The organism is Streptomyces sp. NPDC127098, assembly GCF_042722465.1.
Taxonomy (GTDB): Bacteria; Actinomycetota; Actinomycetes; order Streptomycetales; family Streptomycetaceae; genus Streptomyces; species Streptomyces millisiae.
This window is the reverse complement of record NZ_JBHXFJ010000059.1, coordinates 13716-35532: the sequence shown is the minus strand read 5'-3', so window position 1 is coordinate 35532 and position 21817 is coordinate 13716. Positions and strand designations below refer to the sequence as shown.

General features: G+C 71.6%; 20 protein-coding genes. 10 read left to right on the top strand and 10 right to left on the bottom strand.

The features are described from left to right. The first annotated feature begins 73 nt into the window (after positions 1-73). Genes ACFWI8_RS28465 through ACFWI8_RS28445 form a run of 5 tightly spaced genes read left to right on the top strand, consistent with a single transcriptional unit; the run spans position 74 to position 4961 of the window. Entirely contained in the window at positions 74-1096 is a 1023-nt protein-coding gene (locus tag ACFWI8_RS28465; RefSeq protein WP_387097230.1) for a ScbA/BarX family gamma-butyrolactone biosynthesis protein, read from the top strand. A 5-nt stretch (positions 1097-1101) separates the two neighbouring features. Further along, positions 1102-3006, top strand: coding sequence for an FAD-dependent monooxygenase (locus tag ACFWI8_RS28460; RefSeq protein ID WP_387097227.1), 1905 nt, complete (start codon positions 1102-1104; stop codon positions 3004-3006). Next, the gene (locus tag ACFWI8_RS28455) at positions 3003-3716 is read left to right on the top strand and encodes an HAD family hydrolase (protein ID WP_387097224.1); all 714 of its coding nucleotides are present in this window, start codon (positions 3003-3005) and stop codon (positions 3714-3716) included. The genes ACFWI8_RS28460 and ACFWI8_RS28455 overlap by 4 nt, the downstream gene beginning before the upstream one ends. Next, positions 3713-4756, top strand: a complete 1044-nt coding sequence (locus tag ACFWI8_RS28450; protein ID WP_387097221.1) for a 3-oxoacyl-ACP synthase III family protein — start codon at positions 3713-3715, stop codon at positions 4754-4756. The genes ACFWI8_RS28455 and ACFWI8_RS28450 overlap by 4 nt, the downstream gene beginning before the upstream one ends. Then, positions 4746-4961 (top strand): hypothetical protein, encoded by a 216-nt coding sequence (locus ACFWI8_RS28445; protein ID WP_387097219.1) that lies wholly within the window; start codon positions 4746-4748, stop codon positions 4959-4961. The genes ACFWI8_RS28450 and ACFWI8_RS28445 overlap by 11 nt, the downstream gene beginning before the upstream one ends. Positions 4962-5280: 319 nt before the next feature. On the opposite strand, the gene ACFWI8_RS28440 is transcribed toward ACFWI8_RS28445, so the two are convergent. Beyond that, complete coding sequence (locus ACFWI8_RS28440) at positions 5281-5925, bottom strand: TetR family transcriptional regulator (RefSeq protein WP_387097216.1); 645 nt, start codon at positions 5923-5925, stop codon at positions 5281-5283. Positions 5926-6081: 156 nt separating this feature from the next. Here ACFWI8_RS28440 and ACFWI8_RS28435 point away from each other — a divergent pair, with 156 nt between their 5' ends. Together ACFWI8_RS28435 and ACFWI8_RS28430 are read left to right on the top strand one after the other, a co-directional pair. After that, positions 6082-7302, top strand: a complete 1221-nt coding sequence (locus tag ACFWI8_RS28435; protein WP_387097214.1) for an MFS transporter — start codon at positions 6082-6084, stop codon at positions 7300-7302. Between the two features lie 306 nt (positions 7303-7608). Then, the gene (locus ACFWI8_RS28430) at positions 7609-8196 is read left to right on the top strand and encodes a response regulator transcription factor (protein WP_387097212.1); all 588 of its coding nucleotides are present in this window, start codon (positions 7609-7611) and stop codon (positions 8194-8196) included. Positions 8197-8308: 112 nt separating this feature from the next. On the opposite strand, the gene ACFWI8_RS28425 is transcribed toward ACFWI8_RS28430, so the two are convergent. Genes ACFWI8_RS28425 through ACFWI8_RS28415 form a run of 3 tightly spaced genes read right to left on the bottom strand, consistent with a single transcriptional unit; the run spans position 8309 to position 11750 of the window. Beyond that, the gene (locus ACFWI8_RS28425) at positions 8309-9058 is read right to left on the bottom strand and encodes a succinate dehydrogenase/fumarate reductase iron-sulfur subunit (RefSeq protein WP_387097209.1); all 750 of its coding nucleotides are present in this window, start codon (positions 9056-9058) and stop codon (positions 8309-8311) included. Then, complete coding sequence (locus ACFWI8_RS28420) at positions 9055-11010, bottom strand: fumarate reductase/succinate dehydrogenase flavoprotein subunit (protein ID WP_387097206.1); 1956 nt, start codon at positions 11008-11010, stop codon at positions 9055-9057. The genes ACFWI8_RS28425 and ACFWI8_RS28420 overlap by 4 nt, the downstream gene beginning before the upstream one ends. Positions 11011-11018: 8 nt before the next feature. Then, entirely contained in the window at positions 11019-11750 is a 732-nt protein-coding gene (locus ACFWI8_RS28415) for a succinate dehydrogenase cytochrome b subunit (protein ID WP_387097205.1), read from the bottom strand. Positions 11751-11847: 97 nt separating this feature from the next. Between ACFWI8_RS28415 and ACFWI8_RS28410 the strand changes: the two genes are divergently transcribed. The 3 genes from ACFWI8_RS28410 to ACFWI8_RS28400 are packed head-to-tail and all read left to right on the top strand — an operon-like array spanning position 11848 to position 13887. After that, positions 11848-12747: a LysR family transcriptional regulator gene (locus tag ACFWI8_RS28410; RefSeq protein ID WP_387097202.1), complete on the top strand. Its 900-nt coding sequence runs from the start codon at positions 11848-11850 to the stop codon at positions 12745-12747. A 10-nt stretch (positions 12748-12757) separates the two neighbouring features. Further along, the gene (locus ACFWI8_RS28405; RefSeq protein ID WP_387097199.1) at positions 12758-13330 is read left to right on the top strand and encodes a helix-turn-helix domain-containing protein; all 573 of its coding nucleotides are present in this window, start codon (positions 12758-12760) and stop codon (positions 13328-13330) included. Positions 13331-13344: 14 nt separating this feature from the next. Then, positions 13345-13887 (top strand): GNAT family N-acetyltransferase, encoded by a 543-nt coding sequence (locus ACFWI8_RS28400; RefSeq protein ID WP_387097197.1) that lies wholly within the window; start codon positions 13345-13347, stop codon positions 13885-13887. Here ACFWI8_RS28400 and ACFWI8_RS28395 read toward each other — a convergent pair. The 6 genes from ACFWI8_RS28395 to ACFWI8_RS28370 form a co-directional block, all read right to left on the bottom strand. Continuing rightward, entirely contained in the window at positions 13866-14471 is a 606-nt protein-coding gene (locus ACFWI8_RS28395; RefSeq protein WP_387097195.1) for a hypothetical protein, read from the bottom strand. The two genes, ACFWI8_RS28400 and ACFWI8_RS28395, sit on opposite strands and share 22 nt — an antisense overlap. Before the next feature lie 5 nt (positions 14472-14476). Further along, positions 14477-15367 carry a carbohydrate ABC transporter permease gene (locus ACFWI8_RS28390; protein ID WP_387097194.1) on the bottom strand — a complete coding sequence of 297 codons (891 nt, stop codon included), beginning with the start codon at positions 15365-15367 and terminating at the stop codon, positions 14477-14479. Beyond that, the gene (locus ACFWI8_RS28385) at positions 15364-16326 is read right to left on the bottom strand and encodes a sugar ABC transporter permease (RefSeq protein WP_311600973.1); all 963 of its coding nucleotides are present in this window, start codon (positions 16324-16326) and stop codon (positions 15364-15366) included. Before ACFWI8_RS28385 ends, ACFWI8_RS28390 begins: the two co-directional genes overlap by 4 nt. Before the next feature lie 56 nt (positions 16327-16382). Further along, the gene (locus tag ACFWI8_RS28380) at positions 16383-17699 is read right to left on the bottom strand and encodes an ABC transporter substrate-binding protein (protein ID WP_387097192.1); all 1317 of its coding nucleotides are present in this window, start codon (positions 17697-17699) and stop codon (positions 16383-16385) included. Between the two features lie 296 nt (positions 17700-17995). After that, positions 17996-19978, bottom strand: coding sequence for a rhamnogalacturonan lyase (locus ACFWI8_RS28375; RefSeq protein ID WP_387097190.1), 1983 nt, complete (start codon positions 19976-19978; stop codon positions 17996-17998). A 232-nt stretch (positions 19979-20210) separates the two neighbouring features. Then, the gene (locus tag ACFWI8_RS28370; protein ID WP_387097187.1) at positions 20211-21791 is read right to left on the bottom strand and encodes a GDSL-type esterase/lipase family protein; all 1581 of its coding nucleotides are present in this window, start codon (positions 21789-21791) and stop codon (positions 20211-20213) included. Between the last annotated feature and the right edge of the window lie 26 nt (positions 21792-21817).

The window sequence follows — 21817 nt, the reverse complement described above, 5'->3', positions numbered from 1 at the left end:
CACCGCAGCCGACCGTCCGCCACCCTCCCCCGGCCACCGCCGGGCGGGGCACCCAGGAAGGTGACCGCGCACCATGCCGAGCCCCGGCTTCCCCCACGCACCCCAGGCCCCCACCATCCCCACGCCCGACATCCAGTTCCACTCCACCATCAGCCGCAGCCGCGTGCACCGCGCGGCGCTGGCCGAGACGTTCGTCACCGACATCGTGCCGCTCGCCGCCGACCTGTTCGCCTGCGGTGCACAACTCCCGCGTTCCCACGCCTACTTCGGCGACGGCGGCCGAGCACCCGCGCACCACGACACGCTGCTGCTGGTCGAGATCGTCCGGCAGGCCGTGATGGCCGGCGCCCACGAGTTCCACGACATCCCGGAGCGCGACAAGTTCGTCCTCACCCACAACCGGATCGCCGTCACCTCACTGCCCGGACTCCGCGTCGGGCCGGCCCCGGCGCAGCTGACCGTCAACGTCCGCGTCGTCCGCACCGTGCTGCGCGACGACGCGGTCCGCGGCCTCGACTTCGAGGCCATCCTCATCATCGAGGGACACCCGGTGGCCGAGGTCGGCATGGGCATGGTCTACAAGACCCCCGACTCCTACTCCCGGCTGCGCGAACGCGGCCGGGCCGAGGCCGGACTCGCCGCCGAGGGAGTGCCGCTCGCGCCCCTCCCGGCCATCGCCCCCGACCTGGTCGGCCGCCGCGACCAGGACAACGTCGTGCTCGCCGCGCCGCGCGTCACCGGGCCCGGCGAGGTCACCGCCGACCTCCGGGTCGACCAGGACCACCCCAGCATGTTCGACCACCCACAGGACCACGTCCCCGGCATGGTGATGAACGAGGCGTACCGGCAGATCGCCCTGCACGCCGCCGACACGACCCACGCGCTCCACCCGTTCCGCGGCCGGCTCACCGGGCTCGACGCCGTCTTCGTCCGGTTCGGCGAGCTCGACCTGACCACCACCGCGACCGCCACCGCCGGCGCCCCGGTCACCAGGGGCGGGCTGCTCACCGTGCCGGTCACCGCGACGCTCGGCCAGCGGGACACGCCGATCTCCACCGCCGAGATCGAACTCACCTACCTGCGGCAGGGGGGTTGAGCGCCGTGCCGACCACGACCGACGTGGCCATCGTCGGCGCGGGCCCCACCGGACTGGTCGCGGCCTGCGAACTCCTGCGCCACGGGATATCGGTCCGGCTGATCGACGCCAGACCCGAACCCTCCGCCCACTCCAAGGCGTTGTTGCTGTGGCCGCGCAGCATGGACGTGCTCGACCGGCTCGGCGTCGCGCGGGGGGCGGCCGGAAGGGCCATCCCGCTGCGGCGGTTCAGCTACTACTCGTCGAAACGCCCGGTCGCGCACATCGACTTCGACACCGCGACCTTCCCGCAGTGCCTGCCGCAGCGCTCCACCGAGGAGGTGCTGACCACCCTGCTGCACGAGCTGGGCGGCACGGTGGAACGCGGCCGGCGGTTGGTCGAGCTCGACCAACGCCCCGAGGGCGTACGCCTGGTGACCCGGGACGCGGACGGCACGACCGACACCATGACAGCCGGCTGGGTGATCGGCGCCGACGGCGCGCACAGCACCGTGCGCGACCTGCTCGGCATCGAGTTCGTCGGCGCCACCTACCCCAACACCTTCATGCTGGTCGACGCCTTCGCCACCGCCCGCCGGCGCGGCGCGGGCGGCGACCTCCTCGCCCGCGACATCGCCCACTACTACCAGTCGCCCGGCGGCGTCCTGGTGGTGGTCCCGCTGCCCGACGGCCGCTCCCGGTTCTTCGTCAACGCGCCGACCGGGCAGCGGCAGGCCAGCCTCGAACTGCTCCAGGGCGTGGTGGAACAGCGCGGCCCGGGCGGCGTCGACCTGGCGGACCCGGAGTGGATCAGCACCTTCGAGGTCCACCACCGGCTGGTCACCCGCATGCGCGGTGGACGCTGCTTCCTCGCCGGCGACGCCGCCCACATCCACTCGCCCGCCGGCGGCCAGGGCCTCAACACCGGCCTCCAGGACGCCCACAACCTCGCGTGGAAGCTGGCCGCCGTGATCACCGGGCGCGCCGCGCCGACCCTGCTCGACACCTACCACAGGGAACGCCACGCGGTGGCCCGCCAGGTGGTCAGGGACACCGACATCCAGACCAGGGCCTGGCTGGTGTCGGCCCCCTGGAAGGTGCGGGTCCGCGACGTGCTGCTGCGGGCCGCCGACTCCACCGGCGTGCTCACCCGCCGGTACGCGCCCGTGATGGCGGGCCGCCGCATCACCTATCCGCCCATGCTGCGCCCGCCGGGACGGCGGGCACGCGCGCACGGCGGCGTCGGCGCCGCGTTCCCCGCCAGGCTGCCGGTCACCGGCCCGCAGCGGGACGGCTACCGCCTGGTGACCGTCGGCTCCGGCGCCCTCGCCCGGCGGGCCGGGGCCGTGGCCGCCGACTGGCCCGGCCTCCTCACGCACCACGCGCTCGACCAGGCCCGCGTGCCGTCGCTGCCCTGCGCCAGGGACGGCTACTACCTCGTCAGGCCCGACGGCTACGTCGCCGACCACGGACACCCCGACGACCTGGAGTCCGTGCACGCGCTGCTCGCCGCGTTCCACCCCGCGCGGCCGGCCGCGCCCGCCCCCACCTCCGAGGAGCACCCCATGACCACCGTCACCGACCCGGACGCGGGCGCCGCCTCCCACGACGGGCCCTGGAAGGAACTCGGCGCCGAACTCGAGGTCGACACCCGCGACGCCAGGTCCTGGGTGGAGCGCATCCCGCGCGGCGAGAGCCGGCCGTTCCACACCCACCACAGGCCCTGGCTGACCATCGTCGTCAGCGGCGGCTCGGCGCAGGTGAGCGACGCCGAGGGCGGCGAGCCCGAGGACGTCGAACTCGTCACCGGCACGGTCAAGTTCAACCCGCTCCCGGCGGGCGGCAGCGTCCGGCACGCGCTGCGCAACACCGGCGACACCGACCTGGTGCTGGTCGCGGTCGAACTCGGCGGGGCGGGTGACGCGCGATGACCACCCGCACCCAACGGCCCTACCTGGTGTTCTGCGACGTCGACGAGACGCTGATCAGCACCAAGAGCATGTTCGACTTCCTGGCGTTCCACACCCCGCCCGGCGTATACCGGCGGGTGGCGGGGGAGTTGCGCTCGATGGCCGACCGCGGCGTCCCCCGCACCGAGGTCAACCGCGCCTACTACCGGGCCTACCGCGGCGCCCCGGTGGTGGAGATCCGCGAGGCCGGCCGCCGTTGGTACGCCGACCGCGCCGCGCGCGAGGGCTTCTACCTGCCCGACACCCTCCTCGCGCTGCGCGAACACCGCCTCGCCGGGGCCGCGTTGGTGCTGGTCTCCGGCTCCTTCGACGCCTGCCTCGACCCGATCGCGGAGGCCGTGGACGCCAGCCACGTGCTGTGCACCAGGCCGCTGACCGCCCGCGGCCGCTACACCGGGGAGATCGAGACCCCCATGATCGGCGAGCACAAGGAGGCCGCCGTCCGGCAGCTGCTGGACGAGCACTCGACCGTCGACCCCGCCGACTGCTACGCCTACGGCGACCACCCCAGCGACCTGCCGATGCTCGACCTCGTCGGCCACCCGGTCGCCGTCGGCGACCACCCCGAGGTGCTCGCGCACCTCGCCGCGCGCCGGCGCCGTCGCGCGGGACACAGCACCGCGGGGCACAGCACCGCGGGACGATCGACCGCGAGAGGAGCGAGGGCATGACCGCCTTCCCCGAAGGCACCCCGGGCACCGGCATCGTCGGCGTGGGCTCCCACCTGCCGAGCCAGGTGGTGTCCAACAGCGTCGTCGCCGCCCGGGCCGGCGTCACCCCGGAGTGGATCGTCCGCAAGACCACCATCAGGGAACGGCGTTACGCGCGCCACTACGAGGCGACCTCGGACCTGGCGGTCAAGGCCGCCCGGGCCGCGCTCGCCGACGCCGGGATCACCGCCGACCAACTCGGCTGGGTACTGGTCGCCACCTCCACCCCCGACCAGCCGCAGCCCGCCACCGCCTGCCTGGTGCAGCACCAGATCGGCGCCCACCAGGCCGCGGCCTTCGACATCAACGCGGTCTGCGCCGGCTTCGTGTTCGCGCTCGCGGCCGGTGCCCGCCTGATGTCGGGCACCGGCGGCTACGGCCTGGTCATCGGCGCCGACGTCTACTCGCGCATCATCGACCCGAGCGACCGCAAGACGGCGATCCTCTTCGGCGACGGGGCGGGCGCCGTGGTGCTCGGTCCGGTGCCGCGCGACCGTGGCTTCATGGGCGGCGGTATGTCGAGCCGCGGCGACCTGTCCGGGCTCATCCGCGTCGAGGCCGGCGGCAGCCGTGTCCCGGCGAGCAAGGAGAGCGTCATCGACGGCTCGCACCACTTCCGGATGGACGGACGTGGCGTCAGGGAGTTCGTCACCGACCAACTGCCGGCGGCCGTCGCGAGCGTGCTCGACGCCAACGGCCTGACCGGGGACGACGTCGACCACTTCGTCCCGCACCAGGCCAACGGCGCGCTGCTGGCCGACGTCTGGCCGCTCCTCGGGCTCGGCCGGGCCCGCCAGGTGCTCACCGTGGAGCGGCACGGCAACACCAGCGCCGCCTCCATCCCGATCGCGCTCGACCACGCCCGTGGCGAAGGCGCGTTCGCGGACGGCGACCTGCTGCTCCTCGCCGGTTTCGGCGGCGGCATGTCGGTGGCCACCGCGCTTATCCGCTGGCACGAACGGCCTGCGGCCGGGTCGGGAGGGCCGCCCCATGCGGACTGAGCCCGCGGCGCGGCGGGATCGCGGCCCGGCCGCCCGCCGGGCGGCGACCGGCCCGCTGTGGGACCCCCGCCCGCCGTGCGACGACGCCGTCGCCTGCTGGTCGATGGGCGGCGGCCTGCCGGGCCGCCAGGTCTGCCTGCCGGGCTGCGACGCGCTCGACGACGGGCCCACGGCGCCCGCCTCAGGCGCCGACCCCGGCGGTTAGTGCGGTGTCCCGCTCGCGTGGCGGCGAGCGCGACCGGCGCGCCGCGGTGTCCCGCTGGTGCGGTGAACGCGGGGCCTGGCTCGCGTGGCGAACCTCGCGGTCAGCCTGTCGCGTCGCCCGCCTCAGGCGCCGACCCCGGCGGTTAGCGCGCGGTGTCGCCGGCGCCTGCGCGGCGGCGCGCTCGACGGCGAGCGTGACCGGCGCGGCGCGTCGCCCGGCTCGCGCGGCGAACACTGCGTTCCGCTCGCCCGGCCAACGCCGGGCCTGGCTCGCGCAGCGCATCCCGCAGCGACCCCGCCGCATCGCCCGGCCCGCGCGGCTAGCGCGGCGCGTCGTCGGGCTCGCGCAGCGACCCCGCCGCGTCAGCCTGTTCGCGCGGCGAATCCCGCGGGGCGATGATCCGCCGCGCGCACTCCGCCACGAACCGCTCGTGCTCCGCCAGCACGGCCGCGTCCGGCTCCCCGTCGAAGAGCAGCCGCACGATCTGCGGCACCGCGAACCAGTAGTTGACCATCCCCAGCAGCACGATCATCAGGTGTCTGGGGTCCAGCTCGGGGTCGACGGTGCCGGCCTCCTGGGAGGCGCGGACGGCGTCCAGCTTGTCGGCGAAGTGGGCGCGGCGCTCCTCGATCGCCGTGTCGCTCCGCATCCCGATCCCCTCCATCCCCTCCCACAGACAGAGCCTCAGATAGCGCGGGTCGTGCCGGTAGTGCCGGAACAGGCCCGCCACGTACTCGTCCAGCGCGTTGGCCTCAGGGGTGACGGTGTCCCCGTTGTGCCGCAGGTACTCGCTGAGCACCTGCTCGAGCAGCTCCTCCTTGAGGCCGTAGTAGCGGTAGATCGACTCCTTGTTCGCCCGCGCGTTGCGGGCGATCCGGTCGACCCTGGCCCCGGCCACGCCGTGCTCGGCGAACTCGGCGAGCGCGGCGGCCATGATGCGGCTCTTGGTGTCCAGCGACGTCATATGCCACTTCCTCCACGGGGTTGCCACACGGGAAACCATGCGGTTTCATGACGATAGCGCCCAACCAAACGGTTTGACTGTGTGGTTTGACTCCTTCGTCTAACTAACTAGTTGCAGCTGGGTAACCCAACCCGGCCCCGAAGGAAGACAGTTCGCATGCAGATAACGCCATCCCCCCGCTTTGTCTGGCTGCTGACGTTCGCGTGCGGCCTGACGGTGGCGAACCTGTACTACACACAGCCGTTGCTGCACGCCATCTCGGAGAGCTTCGGCGTCTCCCAGGGCAGCACGGGCGCCGTCGTGACCGCCACCCAACTCGGGTACGCCGCCGCCCTGGTGCTCCTCGTGCCGCTCGGCGACATCGTGCCGCGCCGCCCGCTGGTGTGCGGCCTGCTGCTGGTCGACGCCGCCGCCCTCACCGTCAGCGCGGCGGCGCCCAACCTCACCACCCTGATCGTCGCCGCCTGCGTCGTCGGCGTCAGTTCCGTGGTGGTGCAGATCCTGGTCCCGTTCGCGGCCTCGGTGGCCGGCGACGCCGCGCGCAACCGCGTCATCGGGATGCTGCTGAGCGGGATGTTGATCGGCGTGCTGCTCTCCCGCACCTTCGCCGGGCTCGTCTCCGAGGCCGTCAGCTGGCGCGCGGTCTACGCCCTCGCCGCCGTCTTCATGCTGCTCGCCGCCTCCGTCCTGTTCCGGCTGCTCGGCCCGCGCCCCGCCGACCTCAGCATCACCTACCGGCAGCAGATGCGGGCCATCGTCTCGGTCGCCGCCAGCCAGCCCGTGCTGCGCCGCCGTTCGCTCATCGGCGCCTGCGTCTACGCGGCCTTCAACTGCTTCTGGACGACGGCCGCGTTCCTGCTCGCGGACGACCCCTACCACTTCGACCAGGGCGACATCGGCCTGTTCGGCCTGGTCGGCGTCGCGGGCGCGCTCACCACCAACCTGGCCGGCCGGTACATGACCGACGCGCGGCAGAGCGTGCTCTCCGGTCTCATGCTCTCCGCGCTGGCGCTCTCCTTCCTCGCGATGGGGGCCGGCGGCGAGAGCCTGCTGCTGCTGATCGTCGGGGTGTTGGTGATGGACGCGACCGTGCAGGGCGTGCACCTGCTCAACCAGGGCGTGATCTACGCCCTTTCGCCCAGCGCGCGCGCCCGGCTGACGGCCGTCTACATGACGAGCTACTTCATCGGCGGCGCGCTCGGCTCGGCCATCGGCTCCGCCGCCTACCAGATGGCGGGCTGGGCGGGCGCCTCGGCGGCCGGCGGCGGCCTGTCGCTGGTCGCGTTCCTCGCCTGGGCCGTCAGGCCCAGATCCACCAAGCGCGCGGAGCCGACCGGACCGCAGGCTCCGGAAATCGCCACCGCCCGTACCAGCTAACGTTTACACGCACGTTTCAGAGACGATGTGCGGCACTTCGGCAGGGAGAAATTCTCGGCATTCTCAAAAACGCTTCCCGTGGCCTCTCCGTGATCAATATCGCGTCATTTATATGGTCTGGATTTGGGGATCCCTTGGGGTTACCTTTAAGTGCACTCCAATGACCAGGGGTGCTTGACCACACGACTGGGGGTCGTCATGTTGGATGTCACGGAAAGTCAGGAGAGAGGGAGTGTCACCGGTCGCGTCACGGTCGGAATCGGGAACGGCGTTGTCCGCCTCGGTGTCGAGCGGATGCTCCAACTCATGCCCCGGGAGCCCGAGATAAGCACCAGGTCGGGCCTCGCCGGCGCGCTGGACTCGGGCCTCCACGCGGGCGACGTGCTGATCGCGCTCCTCAACGAGGTGGACGAGGACTCCGCCAACGAGCTGCGGGACACCGTGGCCCGCGGCGTCGGCATCGTCCTCCTCGTCGAGGAGGGTGACCTCTTCGATTTACCGAAGGTCATGGGGCTTCGTGCCGGATTCGTCAGGGCCAGCAGCGTCAACGAGTCCAGCCTGCGCAAGGCGGTGGCCGCCGCGGCGAACGGCGGTGCCGCGATCCCGGAGGAACTCGCCTCCGATCTGGTGCGTTTCGCGGGCCGACACAAGGCACCACCACAGGTCCGACTGAGGCTCACCCCACGGGAACAGGAAGCCCTGGTTCTCATGGTCGAGGGGATGAGCAACAAGCAGATCGCCCGCGGTCTGCAGATATCGCAGAACGGCGCGAAGCGGCTGGTGGCCAACATCCTGGCGAAGATGGACTGCAACAACCGCACGCTCGCCGTTTCGAGGGCCCTCAGGGAGGGCCTGTACGAACGTTATGCGCACGCCAGGCAAGCGGCGCCGTAGCGCCTCGCCGCCCCGCCCGCCCCGTCATGCCAGTGACCGGTCCCCGCCACCCCACCGGGCGGGGGCCGGTCGACGTTTCGGGCGCCCGGCGGACCGGTCCGCCGGACCGGGGTCAGGCCGAGCCGCCCTTGCGGGTGGCGCGCAGGAACTCCCGGTTCATGGTGGTGATCGAGGACAGCGGGATGCCCTTGGGGCACACCGTGGTGCACATGCCGGTGACGGTGCAGCCGCCGAAGCCCTCGGCGTCCATGGTGTCGATCATGTCGAGCACCCGGCTCTCGCGCTCGGGGGCGCCCTGCGGCAGGGAGTTGAGGTGCACCACCTTGGCCGAGGTGAACAGCATCGCCGAGCCGTTGGGGCAGGCGGCCACGCAGGCGCCGCAGCCGATGCACTCGGCGTGCTCGAACGCGGTGTCGGCGGCCGGCTTGGGCACCGGGGTGGCGTGCGCCTCGGGGGCGCTGCCGGTCGGCGCGGTGATGTAGCCGCCGGAGCCGATGATGCGGTCGAACGCCGACCTGTCGACCACCAGGTCCTTGACCACCGGGAAGGCGGCGGCCCGCCAGGGCTCGACGTCGATGGTGTCGCCGTCGCTGAAGCTGCGCATGTGCAGCTGGCAGGTGGTGGTGCGCTCCGGGCCGTGCGCGTCGCCGTTGATCACCATGCCGCAGGCGCCGCAGATGCCCTCCCGACAGTCGTGGTCGAAGGCCACCGGCTCCTCGCCGCGCAGGATCAGCTGCTCGTTGAGGGTGTCCAGCATCTCCAGGAACGACATGTCGGGGGAGACGTCGGCCACCTCGTAGGTGGTCATGGCACCGGGGGACTCCGGGGCGCGCTGCCGCCAGATGCGCAGGGTCAGGTTCACGCGTAACTCCGTTGCGTGGGGTGGACGTACTCGAAGGTGAGGGCTTCCTTGTGCAGCACGGGCGGCCGCCCGGTGCCCGTGAACTCCCAGGCCGCCGCGTAGGAGAACTCCTCGTCCCGGCGGGCGGCCTCGCCGCCCTCGGTCTGGCTCTCCTCGCGGAAGTGGCCGCCGCAGGACTCGGTGCGGTGCAGCGCGTCCAGGCACATCAGCTCGGCCAGCTCCAGGTAGTCGGAGATCCGGTTGGCCTTCTCCAACGACTGGTTGAGTTCCTTGCCGTCGCCCGGCACCTTCACGCGGCGCCAGAACTCCTCGCGCAGTTCGGGGATGCGGCCGAGCGCCTTGCGCAGCCCGGCGTCGCTGCGGGCCATCCCGCACTCGTCCCACAGCAGTTCGCCGAGCTCGCGGTGGAACGAGTCGGGCGTGCGGTCGCCGTTGTTGGACAGCAGCCGGTAGAGCCGGTCGGTGACCTCGAACACGGCGTCGGTGACGGCCGGGTGGTCCTTGTCGACCTCCTCGTGCGGGTGACGCGCCAGGTAGTCGGCCAGGGTCGAGGGAAGGATGAAGTAGCCGTCGGCGAGCCCCTGCATGAGGGCCGAGGCGCCCAGCCGGTTGGCGCCGTGGTCGGAGAAGTTGGCCTCGCCGATCGCGAAGAGCCCCGGGATGGTGGTCTGCAGGTCGTAGTCGACCCACAGGCCGCCCATCGTGTAGTGGATGGCCGGGTAGATCCGCATCGGCACCGTGTACGGGTCCTCGGCGGTGATCCGGGCGTACATGTCGAAGAGGTTGCCGTACTTGGCCTCCACGGCCGGGCGGCCCAGCCGGGCGATGGCGTCGGCGAAGTCCAGGTACACGCCCTGGCCGCCGGGGCCGACGCCGCGACCCTCGTCGCACACGTTCTTCGCCGCCCGGGAGGCGATGTCGCGCGGCACCAGGTTGCCGAAGGACGGGTAGATCCGCTCCAGGTAGTAGTCGCGCTCGTCCTCCGGGATGTCGGCGGGGGCGCGGTCGTCGCCCGGGCGCTTGGGCACCCAGATGCGGCCGTCGTTGCGGAGCGACTCGCTCATCAGCGTCAGCTTGGACTGGTGGTCGCCGGATCGCGGGATGCAGGTCGGGTGGATCTGGGTGAAGCAGGGGTTGGCGAAGTAGGCGCCGCGCCGGTGGGCGCGCCAGATGGCGGAGGCGTTGGAGTTCTTCGCGTTGGTGGAGAGGTAGAAGACGTTGCCGTAGCCGCCGGTGGCCAGCACCACGGCGTCGGCCAGGTAGGTGTCGACGCGGCCGGTGATCAGGTCGCGGGCCACGATGCCGCGGGCCCGTCCGTCGACCACGATCAGGTCGAGCATCTCGGTGCGCGGCCGCATCTCCACGTTGCCCGCCGCGATCTGCCGGGAGAGCGCCTGGTAGGCGCCGAGCAGCAGCTGCTGGCCGGTCTGGCCGCGGGCGTAGAAGGTGCGCGAGACCTGCACGCCGCCGAACGAGCGGGTGTCGAGCAGTCCGCCGTACTCGCGGGCGAACGGCACGCCCTGGGCCACGCACTGGTCGATGATCTCCACCGAAACCTGGGCGAGGCGGTGCACGTTGGACTCGCGGGCGCGGAAGTCGCCGCCCTTGACGGTGTCGTAGAAGAGACGGTGGACGGAGTCGCCGTCGTTGCGGTAGTTCTTGGCCGCGTTGATGCCGCCCTGGGCCGCGATCGAGTGGGCCCGGCGCGGGGAGTCCTGGTAGCAGAACTGCAGGACGTGGTAGCCCTGTTCGGCCAGGGTGGCGCCGGCGGCGCCACCGGCGAGACCGGTGCCGACCACGATCACGGTGTGCTTGCGGCGGTTGGCCGGGTTGACCAGCTTCGCCTCGAAGCGGCGGCGGTCCCAGCGTTCGGCGATCGGTCCCGACGGCGCCCTGGTGTCCTGGATCGGGTCGCCCGTCGTGTAGTCGAGGTAGCTGAGGGAGTCGCTCATGGTCGTCACTACTCCACGATTCCGGTCATGACGCCGACGGGGACGGAGAGGAAGCCGACGGTCAGCAGCAGGGCGAGACCGTTGGCGACGCCCTTCAGCAGGCGGTCGCGGTCGCGGCCCCCGGCGCCGAGGGTCTGGGCCGCGGCGTGGAAGCCGTGCCTGATGTGCAGGCCGACGGCGAGCATGGCGACGACGTAGATGACGTTGCCGTACCAGGTGCTGAAGGAGGCGACGATGTTCTCGTAGGGGCGGCCGGCCTCACCGTTGGGGTTCACCGTGCCGGTCGTCAGGTCCAGGATGTGCCAGACCAGGAACAGCGCGATGATCACGCCGCCCCAGCGCATGGTGCGGGTGGCGTAGCTGGTGTGCGCCGGGCGGTGCCGGTACCGCACGGGCCGGGCGGCGATGTCGCGGCGGCTGAGCTGGTAGGCGGCCGTGCCGTGGGCGACGACGGCGGTCAGCAGGGCCACCCGCGCGATCCACAGGAACCACGCGTGGTGCAGCACCGGCTCGCCGATGGTGCGCAGCCAGTGGCCGTAGCCGTTCATCTCGTCGGGGCCGAAGAAGACCTTGAGGTTGCCGGCCATGTGGACGACCAGGTACAGCAGCATGATCGTGCCGCTGACGGCCATCACCGTCTTCTTGCCGACCGTGGAGTGCCAGAACCTGGCCGGCGCGGACGACGGCCGGCGGCGCTGGGGGGTCTTGGGGGGAGTCGGCGTGCGTGTCGCCAGAGCCATGTGATCGACGGTAGGAGAGACCCACGGAATCAGTCCAAGACATAGATCGGCTGCTTTCGATAGGTGATGCCTATCGTGCCGCCGTACGATTCCGGTCATGCAGCTACAGCAGCTCCGCTACTTCACGGCCGTCGCCGAGACCCGGCACTTCACGCGCGCGGCCCGCCAGGAGCACGTCGCCCAGCCCTCCCTCTCCCAGCAGATCCGGGCGCTGGAGCGGGAGCTCGGCGCCGAGCTGTTCTCCCGGGCCCGCGGCCACATCACGCTGACCGACGCGGGCGCCGCGCTGCTGCCGCTGGCCCGCCGGATCCTGGCCGACGCGGAGACGGCCCGCCGCGAGGTGCAGGAGGTCGCCCAGCTGCGCCGGGGGCGGCTGCGGCTCGGCGCCACCCCGAGCCTGTGCGCCAGCCTGGTGCCCGACGTGCTGCGCACCTTCCGGGACAGCTACCCGGGCGTGGAGCTGAAGGTGCACGAGGACGGCTCGCAGGACCTGGTGCGGATCCTGGCCGCCGGCGACCTCGACCTCGCGCTGATCATCACCCCGCTGACCGCGCAGGGGCCCGCGCTGGCCACCACCGAGCTGCTGCGCGAGGAACTGGTGGTGATCTCCTCGCCGGCCGGGCCGCCGCCCGGGGCCGGCGGGCGGATCAGGGTCGAGGACCTGCGCGACCAGCCGCTTGTGATGTTCCGGCACGGCTACGACCTGCGCGAGCTGACCCTCGCGGCCTGCCACGGGGCCGGCTTCGAGCCCTCGTTCAGCGTGGAGGGCGGCGAGATGGACGCGGTGCTCGGCTTCGTGCGCGCCGGCCTGGGGCTCGCCGTGGTGCCCAGCATGGTGGCCGACCGCTCGGGTCTTCGGGCCACCCCGTTCGCCCCGCCCGGGCTGCACCGGACGATCTCGGTGGCGCACCGGGGCGACGTCTCGCCGCCACGGGCCGCGCGTGAGCTGCAACGCATTCTCATGAGCCACCGCGGGCGGTTCCCGGATCTGGGATAGCATCCCGCATATGGGAGAAGCGTTGGAGGACCCGATCGACCGGCGGCTGGCCACCAGGCTCGGCGAGCTGCGCCGCGAACGCGGCCTGACCCTGGACGAGCTGGCAACCAGAGCCGGCGTCAGCCGGTCCGCGCTCTCCCGCCTGGAGCGGGCCGAGATCAGCCCCACCGCCGCCCAGCTGGGCCGCCTCGGCACGGTCTACGGGCTCACCATGTCCCGACTGCTCGCCGAGGTCGAGCGGGAGCCGCCCCAGCTGCTGCGCGCCGACCAGCAACCGGTCTGGCGGGACGAGGCCACCGGGTTCACCCGGCGCTCGCTCTCCCCGCCGCACCCGGGGCTGCGCGCCGAACTGGTCGAGGGCACGCTGCTCGCCGGCGCGACCATCGACTACGACGCGCCACCGGTCGCCGGTCTTGAGCACCATCTGTGGCTGCTCGCCGGCGAGTTGGAGCTGACCGTCGATGACCGCCCGCACCTGCTCGCCCCCGGCGACTGCCTGCGCTACCGGCTCTGGGGCGCCTCCCGCTTCCGCTGCGCGGGCCCGACGCCGGCCCGCTACGCCCTGGCTGTCGTCCTCCCGTGAAGGAGTCCACGCCCATGCACGACCGTCCGGATCCGGCACTCGTCAGCCTGTCGACCGGCGCCCAACTGCTTGACCACGTCGACGCGTTGGCCGACCTGCTGGTAGACACCGTCGCCGGCGGGGCCTCCGTCGGCTTCCTGGCGCCGTTCGAGCGCGCCGAGGCCCTGGCCTGGTGGGCCGCCCAGGCCCCGCTCCTGGCCGACGGCCGACAGACGGTGTGGCTCGCCAGCGGTGCCGGCGGCCAGCCGCTCGGCACCATAAGCCTGCTCAGGGCCGACAAGCCCAACAGCCGGCACCGCGCCGAGATCGTCAAGCTCATGGTGCGCCGCGACGCCCGCGGCCGGGGCGTGGGCGGCGTGCTGCTCGCGGCCGCCGAGGCCGCCGCGCTGGCCGAGGGCCGGACCCTGCTGATGCTGGACACCGAGACCGGCAGCCCCGCCGAGGCGCTGTACGCGCGGCGGGGCTGGACCAGCATCGGCGTCGTGCCGGGCCACGCGGCCGCCCCCTCGGGCGAGCCGCGGCCCACGACCTTCTTCTACAAGTCGCTCTCCGCCTGATCCCGCGCCGCCGACCGCTGCTCGACCGCGATACCGGCCAGCGCCAAGAGGCCGCCGGCCACCAGCGCGAGCGGCAGCAGCATCCACACGAACACCGCGCACATCAGCCAGGCGAACGCCAACAGCACGGAGCCGCCCGGATCGCGCACCGCGTGCTCGGCCGACTCCCGTACCAGCGCCAGCGGTTCGGCCCGCTCCGGGCGCCAGCCGGCGGCGGCGCGCAGCACCAGCACCCCAAGTGCCGCCATCATCAGCGGCGTCACCAGCAGCAGGCCACCGGCGCCCGGCAGCACGTCGGCCTGCGCCAGCGACAGGTTCCACAACAGCACGAGCGCGGCCACGGCCGCGGCCAGCCCGGCCGCCCACAGCGAGCGGCAGGCGGCCGCGAAGTCCCGCAGCAGGTCCGCCACCCGCACGCTGTCCCCCGACAGGTGCCGCCGCAGGTGCGCGGCGCCCGCGGCGAGCGCCGGCAGCGCGGTGACCACCGGCAGCGCCAGCACGGCCACCAGCACCCCGACGATCACCACCTCGCCGAAGAGCGCGAGGCTCGCGCCAAGACGCTTCCCGCCGCTCCGACCCGCCACGGCGCTCATCCCTTCAACCCCTGGGTGGCCACACCCTCCACGATGTACCGCTGGAAGAGGATGAAGAAGATCATCACCGGTGCCAGCGCCAGCACGGCCGCCGCCATCTGCGCACCGTAGTCCGAGACGGAGGTCTGGTCGGTGAACTGACGCAGCATCAGCGGCAGCGGGTACTTGTCCGGGCTCCGCAGGTAGATCAACGGCGCCAGGAAGTCGTTCCAGCTCCAGATGAACGCGAAGATCGACGACGTCGCCAGTACCGGACGCATCAGCGGCAGCATGATGGCGGAGAAGATCCGCAGGTGCCCGGCGCCGTCGATGCGCGCCGACTCGTCCAGCTCGCGCGGCAGGTTCCGCATGAACTGCACCATCAGGAAGACGAAGAACGCCTCGGCGGCCAGGAACTTGCCGACCAGCAGCGGCAGGTACGAGTCCGTCCAGCCGATCTCGTTGAACATGATGAACTGCGGGATGATCACCACGTGGAACGGCAGCAGCAGGGTGCCGATCATCAGGCTGAAGAACAGCCCCCGGCCCGGGAAGTCGATGCGGGCGAAGGCATACGCCGTCACCGAGCACGACAGGCAGACGCCGACCACCGAACCGACGGCCAGGAACAGGGAGTTCCCGAAGAACGTCCAGAACGAGATGCCGCCGATGCCGTCCAGCGCGTTCCTGAAGTTGTCCAGCGTGGTGTCGTCCGGGATCAGCCCCGTCTCACCGATGATCTGGTTGGTCGGCCGGAAGGACGACAGCAGCATCCAGACGCCGGGGTAGAGCATCACGATGGCGATCGCCCAGACCACGGCGTGGAACACGACGGTCCGCCCGGCCCGCCGCCGCTTGGCCCGGCGGCGTGACGTCTCGTGCTGCTCAGTGAGGGTGGCGGTGCTCATCGGCCCTCCCCGGTGTAGTGGACCCAGTAGCGGGAGGTCCTGAAGAAGATCAGCGTGATGACGCCGACCACGATCACCAGGAGCCAGGCCATCGCCGCCGCGTAGCCCAACTGCCCCTGCCCGAAACCGCGCTGGTAGAGGTAGAGGGTGTAGAACAGCGTCGAGTTGGCCGGGCCGCCGCGGCCGCCGGAGATGATGAACGCGGAGGCGAACACCTGGAAGGAGTGGATCGTCTCCAGCACCAGGTTGAAGAACAGCACCGGCGAGAGCATCGGCAGCGTGATCCGCGTGAACTTGCGCCACGGACCCGCCCCGTCCACCTCGGCGGCCTCGTACAGCTCGCCCGGGATCTGCTTGAGGCCGGCCAGGAAGATGACCATCGGCGCGCCGAACTGCCAGACCGTCAGCAGGACCATCATCGGCATCGTCTTGCCCGGGTCGCCGACCCAGCCACCCTGCCAGGTGCCGAAGAAGTCGCCGACGTCGTCGACGATGCCCTGGTCGTTGAACATCGCCTTCCACACGATGGCGATGGAGACGCTGGCCCCGATCAGCGAGGGCGCGTAGAACATCGACCGGTAGGGGCCCTGGCCCCGGCGGCGGTTGTTGAGCAGCATGGCCACGCCGAGCGCGGCGGCCAGCTTGATCGGCGTGCCGACGATGGCGTAGGTCAGCGTGACCTGGACCGAGTCCAGGAAGCGCGGGTCGTCGAACAGGCGGGTGAAGTTCTCCACGCCTATCCACTCGCCGCCGCGGATCGGGTGGAAGTCGGTGAAGGCCAGGTAGAGCGAGGCGATCATCGGCCCCGCGGTCAGGGCGATGAAGCCGAGCAACCAGGGCGCCAGGAAGGCGTAGCCGGCCCGGGTCTCGGCGGCCCGCCGCGACGGCCGCCGGTTCTGCGGCCGTCGCGGGGGCTTGCCGACCTGAGCGGACCGGGTCGCCTCATGGGTGATGGTCATGAGGGGGTTCCGTTCGGTGAATCGGTGTCACACGGGTCACATGGAGCCGACGCCGGTCAGGAGGTCACCAGGAGGTTGGACGCCTCGGAGAACCAGCGCTCGACGAACTCGTCCACGGAGATCTGCCCGTACTGGAACTCCTGGGAGAGGACCTCCACGTACTCGGTCTCCAGGGCACCGAAACCCTCCGGCTGGAACGGCACGGTCGCGGTGGCGTAGCCCTCGTCACGGACGCGCTGCTCGTACTCGATGACCCGCTGGTCCAGGCCGCCCTCCTCGACCTCCAGCGCCTCGAGCCGGGTCTGGGAGGACGGCACGCCCAGGTCGGTGCCGATGATCTGGCCCGCCTCCGGGTCGTTGATCAGGAAGTCGATCAGCGCGGCGGCCTCCTCGGGGTGGGCCGTGTTGGCGCCCATCGCCAGCTGCATGGTCGGCTTGAAGAACATGTGCTTCTGGCCGTCGGCGCCGGTCGGCATCGGCATCAGCTGGATGTTGTCGCTGCCGAGGTCGTTGCTGTAGCCGCTGATGAAGTTGTCCCAGTGGAACTCGACGGGCGCCTCGCCGCTGGTGAACCCACCCTTGGGCAGGAGCTGTTCGCCGCGTTCCAGCGGGAAGAAGGCGTCGCCGCCCGCGGCCTCGCGAACCGGGTCGGCGCTGCTGATGAAGTCGCGCATGTCGTCCTCGGTGAAGTTCATCTCGCCGGTCTCGGAGAACGGCTCGACGCCCTGCTGGACGAGGTACTGCATGAAGAACCACCAGGTCATGGTGTAGTCACCACCGCCGTACACCTGGGGGTCGCGGTCCGCGCCGGCCTCGCTGGCCGCCACGACGAAGTCCTGGTACTCCTCCCAGGTGTAGTCCCAGTCGGGCAGCTCGACGCCGAGTTCCTCCACCAGGTCCGGGTTGACCATCAGCGCCAGGGTATTGGAGCCCGTGGGAATGGCGGCCAACTGCTCATTGGTGCGGCCCGACTCGAGCAGCCCCTCGTCGATCGTCGAGGTGTCGATGCCGTTTCCCTCGAATTCGGTGAGGTCGTACAGCAGACCGTTGTTGGAATATTCCAGCAGTCGCGAGACGTCCATCTGCAGCACATCAGGGAGTTCGCCCGAGGTGGCGTCGGTGCTGCGCTGGGTCCAGTAGTCCTGGAACTCGGCGAAGCTCGTCTGGACCGTGATGCCCGGGTTCGCCTCCTCGAAGAGATCGATGGCGGCCTCGTAACGCTCGGACCGCTCGTCGCTGCCCCACCAGGTGAAGTTGAGCGTCACGTTTCCGTCGTCGCCGCCGTCATCGCCCCCGGAGCCGCAGGCGGTAAGGGCCAGCGAACCGGCCAGGGCGAGAGCGATGCCGCTCGTCGCGGTCTTTCTGATTGACATAGGAGCCTCCCTGCTCTGTCAATGTGGAACTACACTCCGGAGGCGGTGGCTTGGCCCTTTTCGGTTCCGGCGCCCGGCCGAAGTGAATCGTTACAATACCTCCGGGTCCCCGCCCGGCAACCGGATCGCGGATAACTTTTCAGAAACGCCGTCGTGACCCGGCGAAACATGGATCGACCACTGGATCAACTACGAGATCCATCGGAATAGCGGTCGGCCATTCCGACCGGCCGACTCCGCCCCGCGAGGGAAGGGAACCGGCCGATCAGAAAGGCTATTCAGTTGAGTCTGGACATTCAGTGCCGAGCCGTGTAGCGGATGTTCGGCCGCGGTTGCCGGTCGGCCATCCCCTCCCCGATGAAGTAGCTCGGATGCGGGGGCTGGTTGTAGGCGACGTTCTGCCAGGCCACCGCGAGCCGGTACTGCGGGTCGTGCATCAGCGTCCGCAGCCGCAGCTCCGTCTCCTCGGTCGTCGTGTAGACCCGCAGCGCGGAGTCGTCCTGGGTGCGGTAGACGACCTCCTCGCGCCAGTCGCCGTACAGGTCCGCCTGGAGCACCGGGGTGCCCTTGGTGTAGTTGTTGGAGTAGACGCCGTCCGGCTGGAAGACCACGCGCTGCTCGCCCGACTCCCAGTCCCACTCGGCGACATAGGGCCGGCCGGCCGGATCCGTACCCTCCACGAAGTCGTGGTCGAGGATCTCGCGCAGCGGATCGCCGTCCCACCAGATCATGAAGTTGGCCGAGGGGATGTCCGTGCCGACCAACGTGCCGTCCGCGGCCCGGAGTTGGCCCTCGCGTGAGTTCCACGCGCCGGTCGCGGTGACCGCCCAGCTCTCGGCGCCGTCGTACCTCGGGTCGATGTCGCCCACGGCGCCGCGACCGGTGTCCCTGGTGCCCGGCAGCTCGTGGATGATCTCGCCGGTGGCCGCGTCCCTGAACGTCGCGCCCCGGTTGCCCGAGGCCGACATGGACTCGTGCGGCGCGAACACCTCGAGCCCAGGCCGGTCCGGCGCGAAGTCGCCGACGTGCAGCGCGTCCCCGTGTCCGAGCCGGGTGTTGTACAGCGGGGAGCCGTCGTCGTCGATCGTCATCGAGCCGTAGACGATCTCGTCCCTGGCGTCCCCGTCCACGTCGGCCACCGAGAGGTTGTGGTTGCCCTGCCCCTCGTACTCCCGACCCGCCTGCGCCGAGTCGAAGGTCCAGCGGCGCTCCAGGCTCCCGCCCTCGAAGTCGTAGGCGGCCAGCACCGTGCGCGTGTAGTAGCCGCGTGCGAACACCACGGACGGGTGCTCGCCGTCCAGATAGGCGACGCCCGCCAGGAACCGGTCCACCCGGTTCCCGTAGCAGTCGCCCCAGGAGCAGGTGTCGCCGCGCGGCGGCGTGTACTCCACGGTGTCCAGCGCGGCCCCGGTCTCGCCGTCGAACACCGTCAGGTACTCGGGCCCGGCCAGCACGTAGCCGGAGGCGTTGCGGTGGTCGGCGGTCGGGTCACCGATGACCGAGCCCGTGCCGTCCACCGTGCCGTCGGCCGTCTTCACCGCCACCTCGGAGCGGCCGTCGCCGTCGAGGTCGTAGACCATCAGCTGGGTGTAGTGCGCGCCGGCCCTGATGTTGGGGCCGAGGTCGATACGCCACAACTGCTCGCCGTCCAGCGTGTAGGCGTCCAGGTAGACGTTCCCCGTGTAGCCGGAACGCGAGTTGTCCTGCGCGTTGCTCGGCTCCCACTTCTGCACGATCTCGTAGCGGCCGTCGCCGTCGAGATCGCCGACGCTCGCGTCGTTGAGGCGGTAGGAGTAGGTGGCGCCGGTCGGCGTCACGCCGTCCGGCGGGCGGTTCACCGGGATCTCCCGGTACTGCCGCTCCCACACTCCGAACCGCTCGGTGCGCTCGGCGACCCGGCCGCCGCGGACCACCGCCACCTGGTAGACGGAGTCCTCGGTGCCGCGCGGGTCGGTGAAGCTGGTCGCGCCGGTGACCGGGCGGCGGGTGATGCGCTCGCCGTCCCGGTACACGTGGAAGGCGACGGATTCCTGGTCCAGGCCCAGCATCCGCCAGCCGACGAAGACGCCGTCCTCGGTCGCCACGGCCACCGGGGCGCGGTCCAGGTTCTCCATCTGGCGCGCCGGGCGGTGCGGCCGGTCGGCGTCCGAGGCGGCCGCCGCCGGGGCCGAGAGGCCGGCCGCGGCCGTGGCGAGGGCGGCGAGCGCCGCGGTCAGCAGCGTGCCGAGGCGGGGCGCGCGCCGAGCTCTCGGGACGGGGGCGGCGGCTCTGGTGCCCATCCGGTGCTCCTTTGCTCGTCGGAGGGTGGCGGTGCGTTCTGCTCTCGGGCCCGGGGCGGGGCTTTTCGGGATGAATCGATTCATTCGAGCGATGGAAAGCGCTCTCATTGCGGGCGAGTCTCGCAATCGCTGATCGGTTCCGTCAAGACTTGTGTAAGCCTGTTGGAACGTTGATGTTTGTTGACGGACGGCGGGCCGGTGCGTCCCGGCCCGCGTCGGGGAAGGGCGGCGGTCAGCCCACCCTGGTGATCACCAGGCCGTTGAGGTGGCCGGTCTGGCCGTAGACGGTGACGCTCAGCTGGCCGTCCCGGACGTCGACCAGCGTGAAGGTCTGCCGGGTGATGGCGTTCGGCGAACCGATCACCTGCCCGCGGTCGCCGCCCTCGAGGACGAAGCCGGAGCGGGAGGAGCCGGCGGCGTCGCCGACGTAGGCGGTCACCGCGTAGGTGCCGTTCGGCGTGTCGGTCCTGAACTCGTAGCGCCCGTCGAAGTAGGCCACGAAGTCGCGCCCGAGGTCGTCGGTGCCGGGGCCGCGGTCCCGGGTGATGAGGCCGGTGGCGTCGGTGAAGCCGTAGCCGCGCTCCGGCGTGTACAGGGTCTCCGGGCTCACCCCGACGAAGCTCTCGGCGACCGGGCTGTCGGCCGGGCCGAAGTCGTACCGCAGGTCGGCGGTGCGGGTGGTGAGCCGCAGCCTGGGCGAGGGGGCGGACTGGCCGCGGCCGTTGACCGCGATCACCCGCAGGTCGTAGGCGGTGTCCTCGGCCAGGCCGCCGATGTCGGCCAGCGGGATGGGCGAGGTGGTGGCGAGGGTGTACTCGTCGTCCGGCACGTCGCGCCGCCGTCGCTGGATCCGGTAGAGCTCGGCGCCCGGCACCTCGTCCCAGGTGAGCCTGGCACCCTCGTGCGAGACCAGCGTCGCGGTGGGCGCGACGGTCGGCCGGTCGGGGCGGTGGCGCGGTGGCGCGGTGTTCCGGACGTGGCGCGCCAGCGGGACGCCGAGCCGGGCCACGTCGAGCGCGATCAGCCGGGCGATCCGGACGGCGCCGTAGTGCTGGAAGTGGGTCTCGTCGATGGTGCCGAACGGGCGGTTGGGGTAGACGCCGGGCGGCACGTGCAGGAAGACCGACCTGGCCTCCTCGATGCCGACCCCGTCCAGGTAGGCGCGGCTCGAGGCGGAGAGGTCGACCAGCGGCACGCCCTCCTCGGCGGCCACCTCGACGGCCTTCGCCACGTACTCGGGGAAGGAGACGTTGAACTTCCCGGTGGCGCGGTTGAAGTCACGGCGCGAGACGGGCGTGACCACCACCGGGACGGCGCCGCGGGCGCGGGCGCCGCCGATGTAGTCGTTGCGCAGGAACTCCTTGTAGTCGGCCGGCGGGGTGTAGCGCTCGGGCCGGCTGATCGTGGCGTCGTTGTGGCCGAACTGCACGAACAGGTAGTCGCCGGGCTGGATGACGTCGAGGATCGCCTGGAGTCGGCCCTCGGCGATGAAGCTCCGCGAACTCCGCCCGCCGATGGCGTGGTTGGCGACGGTGACGGCGTCCGAGAAGAACTGCCCGAGCACCTCGCCCCAGCCGGCCTGGGGCGCGTAGTAGGGGTCGTAGGTCTGGGCGGTCGAGTCGCTGGCGATGTAGATCGTGGGCCCGGTCGCGGTGCCCGCCGAGTCGGTCGCGGTGCCCGCCGAGTCGGCGGCGCGGGCGGTCCCGGGCAGCGCGAGGCCGGCGGCGCCGGCCGTGGCCGCGCCGGCGAGCGCGGCCCGCAGGACCGTCCGTCTGCGGTGGCCCGTGGGGGGCGTGGCAGCTCTTCCGTCCATCCGTTCACTCCTGTGTGGTTGGTGGC

Bases quoted from the DNA above. Each gene is read 5' to 3' on its own strand.
- ACFWI8_RS28465 (WP_387097230.1), top strand. From the start codon at position 74: ATGCCGAGCCCCGGCTTCCCCCACGCACCCCAGGCCCCCACCATCCCC.
- ACFWI8_RS28455 (WP_387097224.1), top strand. From the start codon at position 3,003: ATGACCACCCGCACCCAACGGCCCTACCTGGTGTTCTGCGACGTCGAC.
- ACFWI8_RS28450 (WP_387097221.1), top strand. From the start codon at position 3,713: ATGACCGCCTTCCCCGAAGGCACCCCGGGCACCGGCATCGTCGGCGTG.
- ACFWI8_RS28445 (WP_387097219.1), top strand. From the start codon at position 4,746: ATGCGGACTGAGCCCGCGGCGCGGCGGGATCGCGGCCCGGCCGCCCGC.
- ACFWI8_RS28440 (WP_387097216.1), bottom strand. From the start codon at position 5,925: ATGACGTCGCTGGACACCAAGAGCCGCATCATGGCCGCCGCGCTCGCC.
- ACFWI8_RS28435 (WP_387097214.1), top strand. From the start codon at position 6,082: ATGCAGATAACGCCATCCCCCCGCTTTGTCTGGCTGCTGACGTTCGCG.
- ACFWI8_RS28430 (WP_387097212.1), top strand. From the start codon at position 7,609: ATGCCCCGGGAGCCCGAGATAAGCACCAGGTCGGGCCTCGCCGGCGCG.
- ACFWI8_RS28420 (WP_387097206.1), bottom strand. From the start codon at position 11,010: ATGAGCGACTCCCTCAGCTACCTCGACTACACGACGGGCGACCCGATC.
- ACFWI8_RS28415 (WP_387097205.1), bottom strand. From the start codon at position 11,750: ATGGCTCTGGCGACACGCACGCCGACTCCCCCCAAGACCCCCCAGCGC.
- ACFWI8_RS28410 (WP_387097202.1), top strand. From the start codon at position 11,848: ATGCAGCTACAGCAGCTCCGCTACTTCACGGCCGTCGCCGAGACCCGG.
- ACFWI8_RS28405 (WP_387097199.1), top strand. From the start codon at position 12,758: ATGGGAGAAGCGTTGGAGGACCCGATCGACCGGCGGCTGGCCACCAGG.
- ACFWI8_RS28400 (WP_387097197.1), top strand. From the start codon at position 13,345: ATGCACGACCGTCCGGATCCGGCACTCGTCAGCCTGTCGACCGGCGCC.
- ACFWI8_RS28390 (WP_387097194.1), bottom strand. From the start codon at position 15,367: ATGAGCACCGCCACCCTCACTGAGCAGCACGAGACGTCACGCCGCCGG.
- ACFWI8_RS28385 (WP_311600973.1), bottom strand. From the start codon at position 16,326: ATGACCATCACCCATGAGGCGACCCGGTCCGCTCAGGTCGGCAAGCCC.
- ACFWI8_RS28380 (WP_387097192.1), bottom strand. From the start codon at position 17,699: ATGTCAATCAGAAAGACCGCGACGAGCGGCATCGCTCTCGCCCTGGCC.
- ACFWI8_RS28375 (WP_387097190.1), bottom strand. From the start codon at position 19,978: ATGGGCACCAGAGCCGCCGCCCCCGTCCCGAGAGCTCGGCGCGCGCCC.
- ACFWI8_RS28370 (WP_387097187.1), bottom strand. From the start codon at position 21,791: ATGGACGGAAGAGCTGCCACGCCCCCCACGGGCCACCGCAGACGGACG.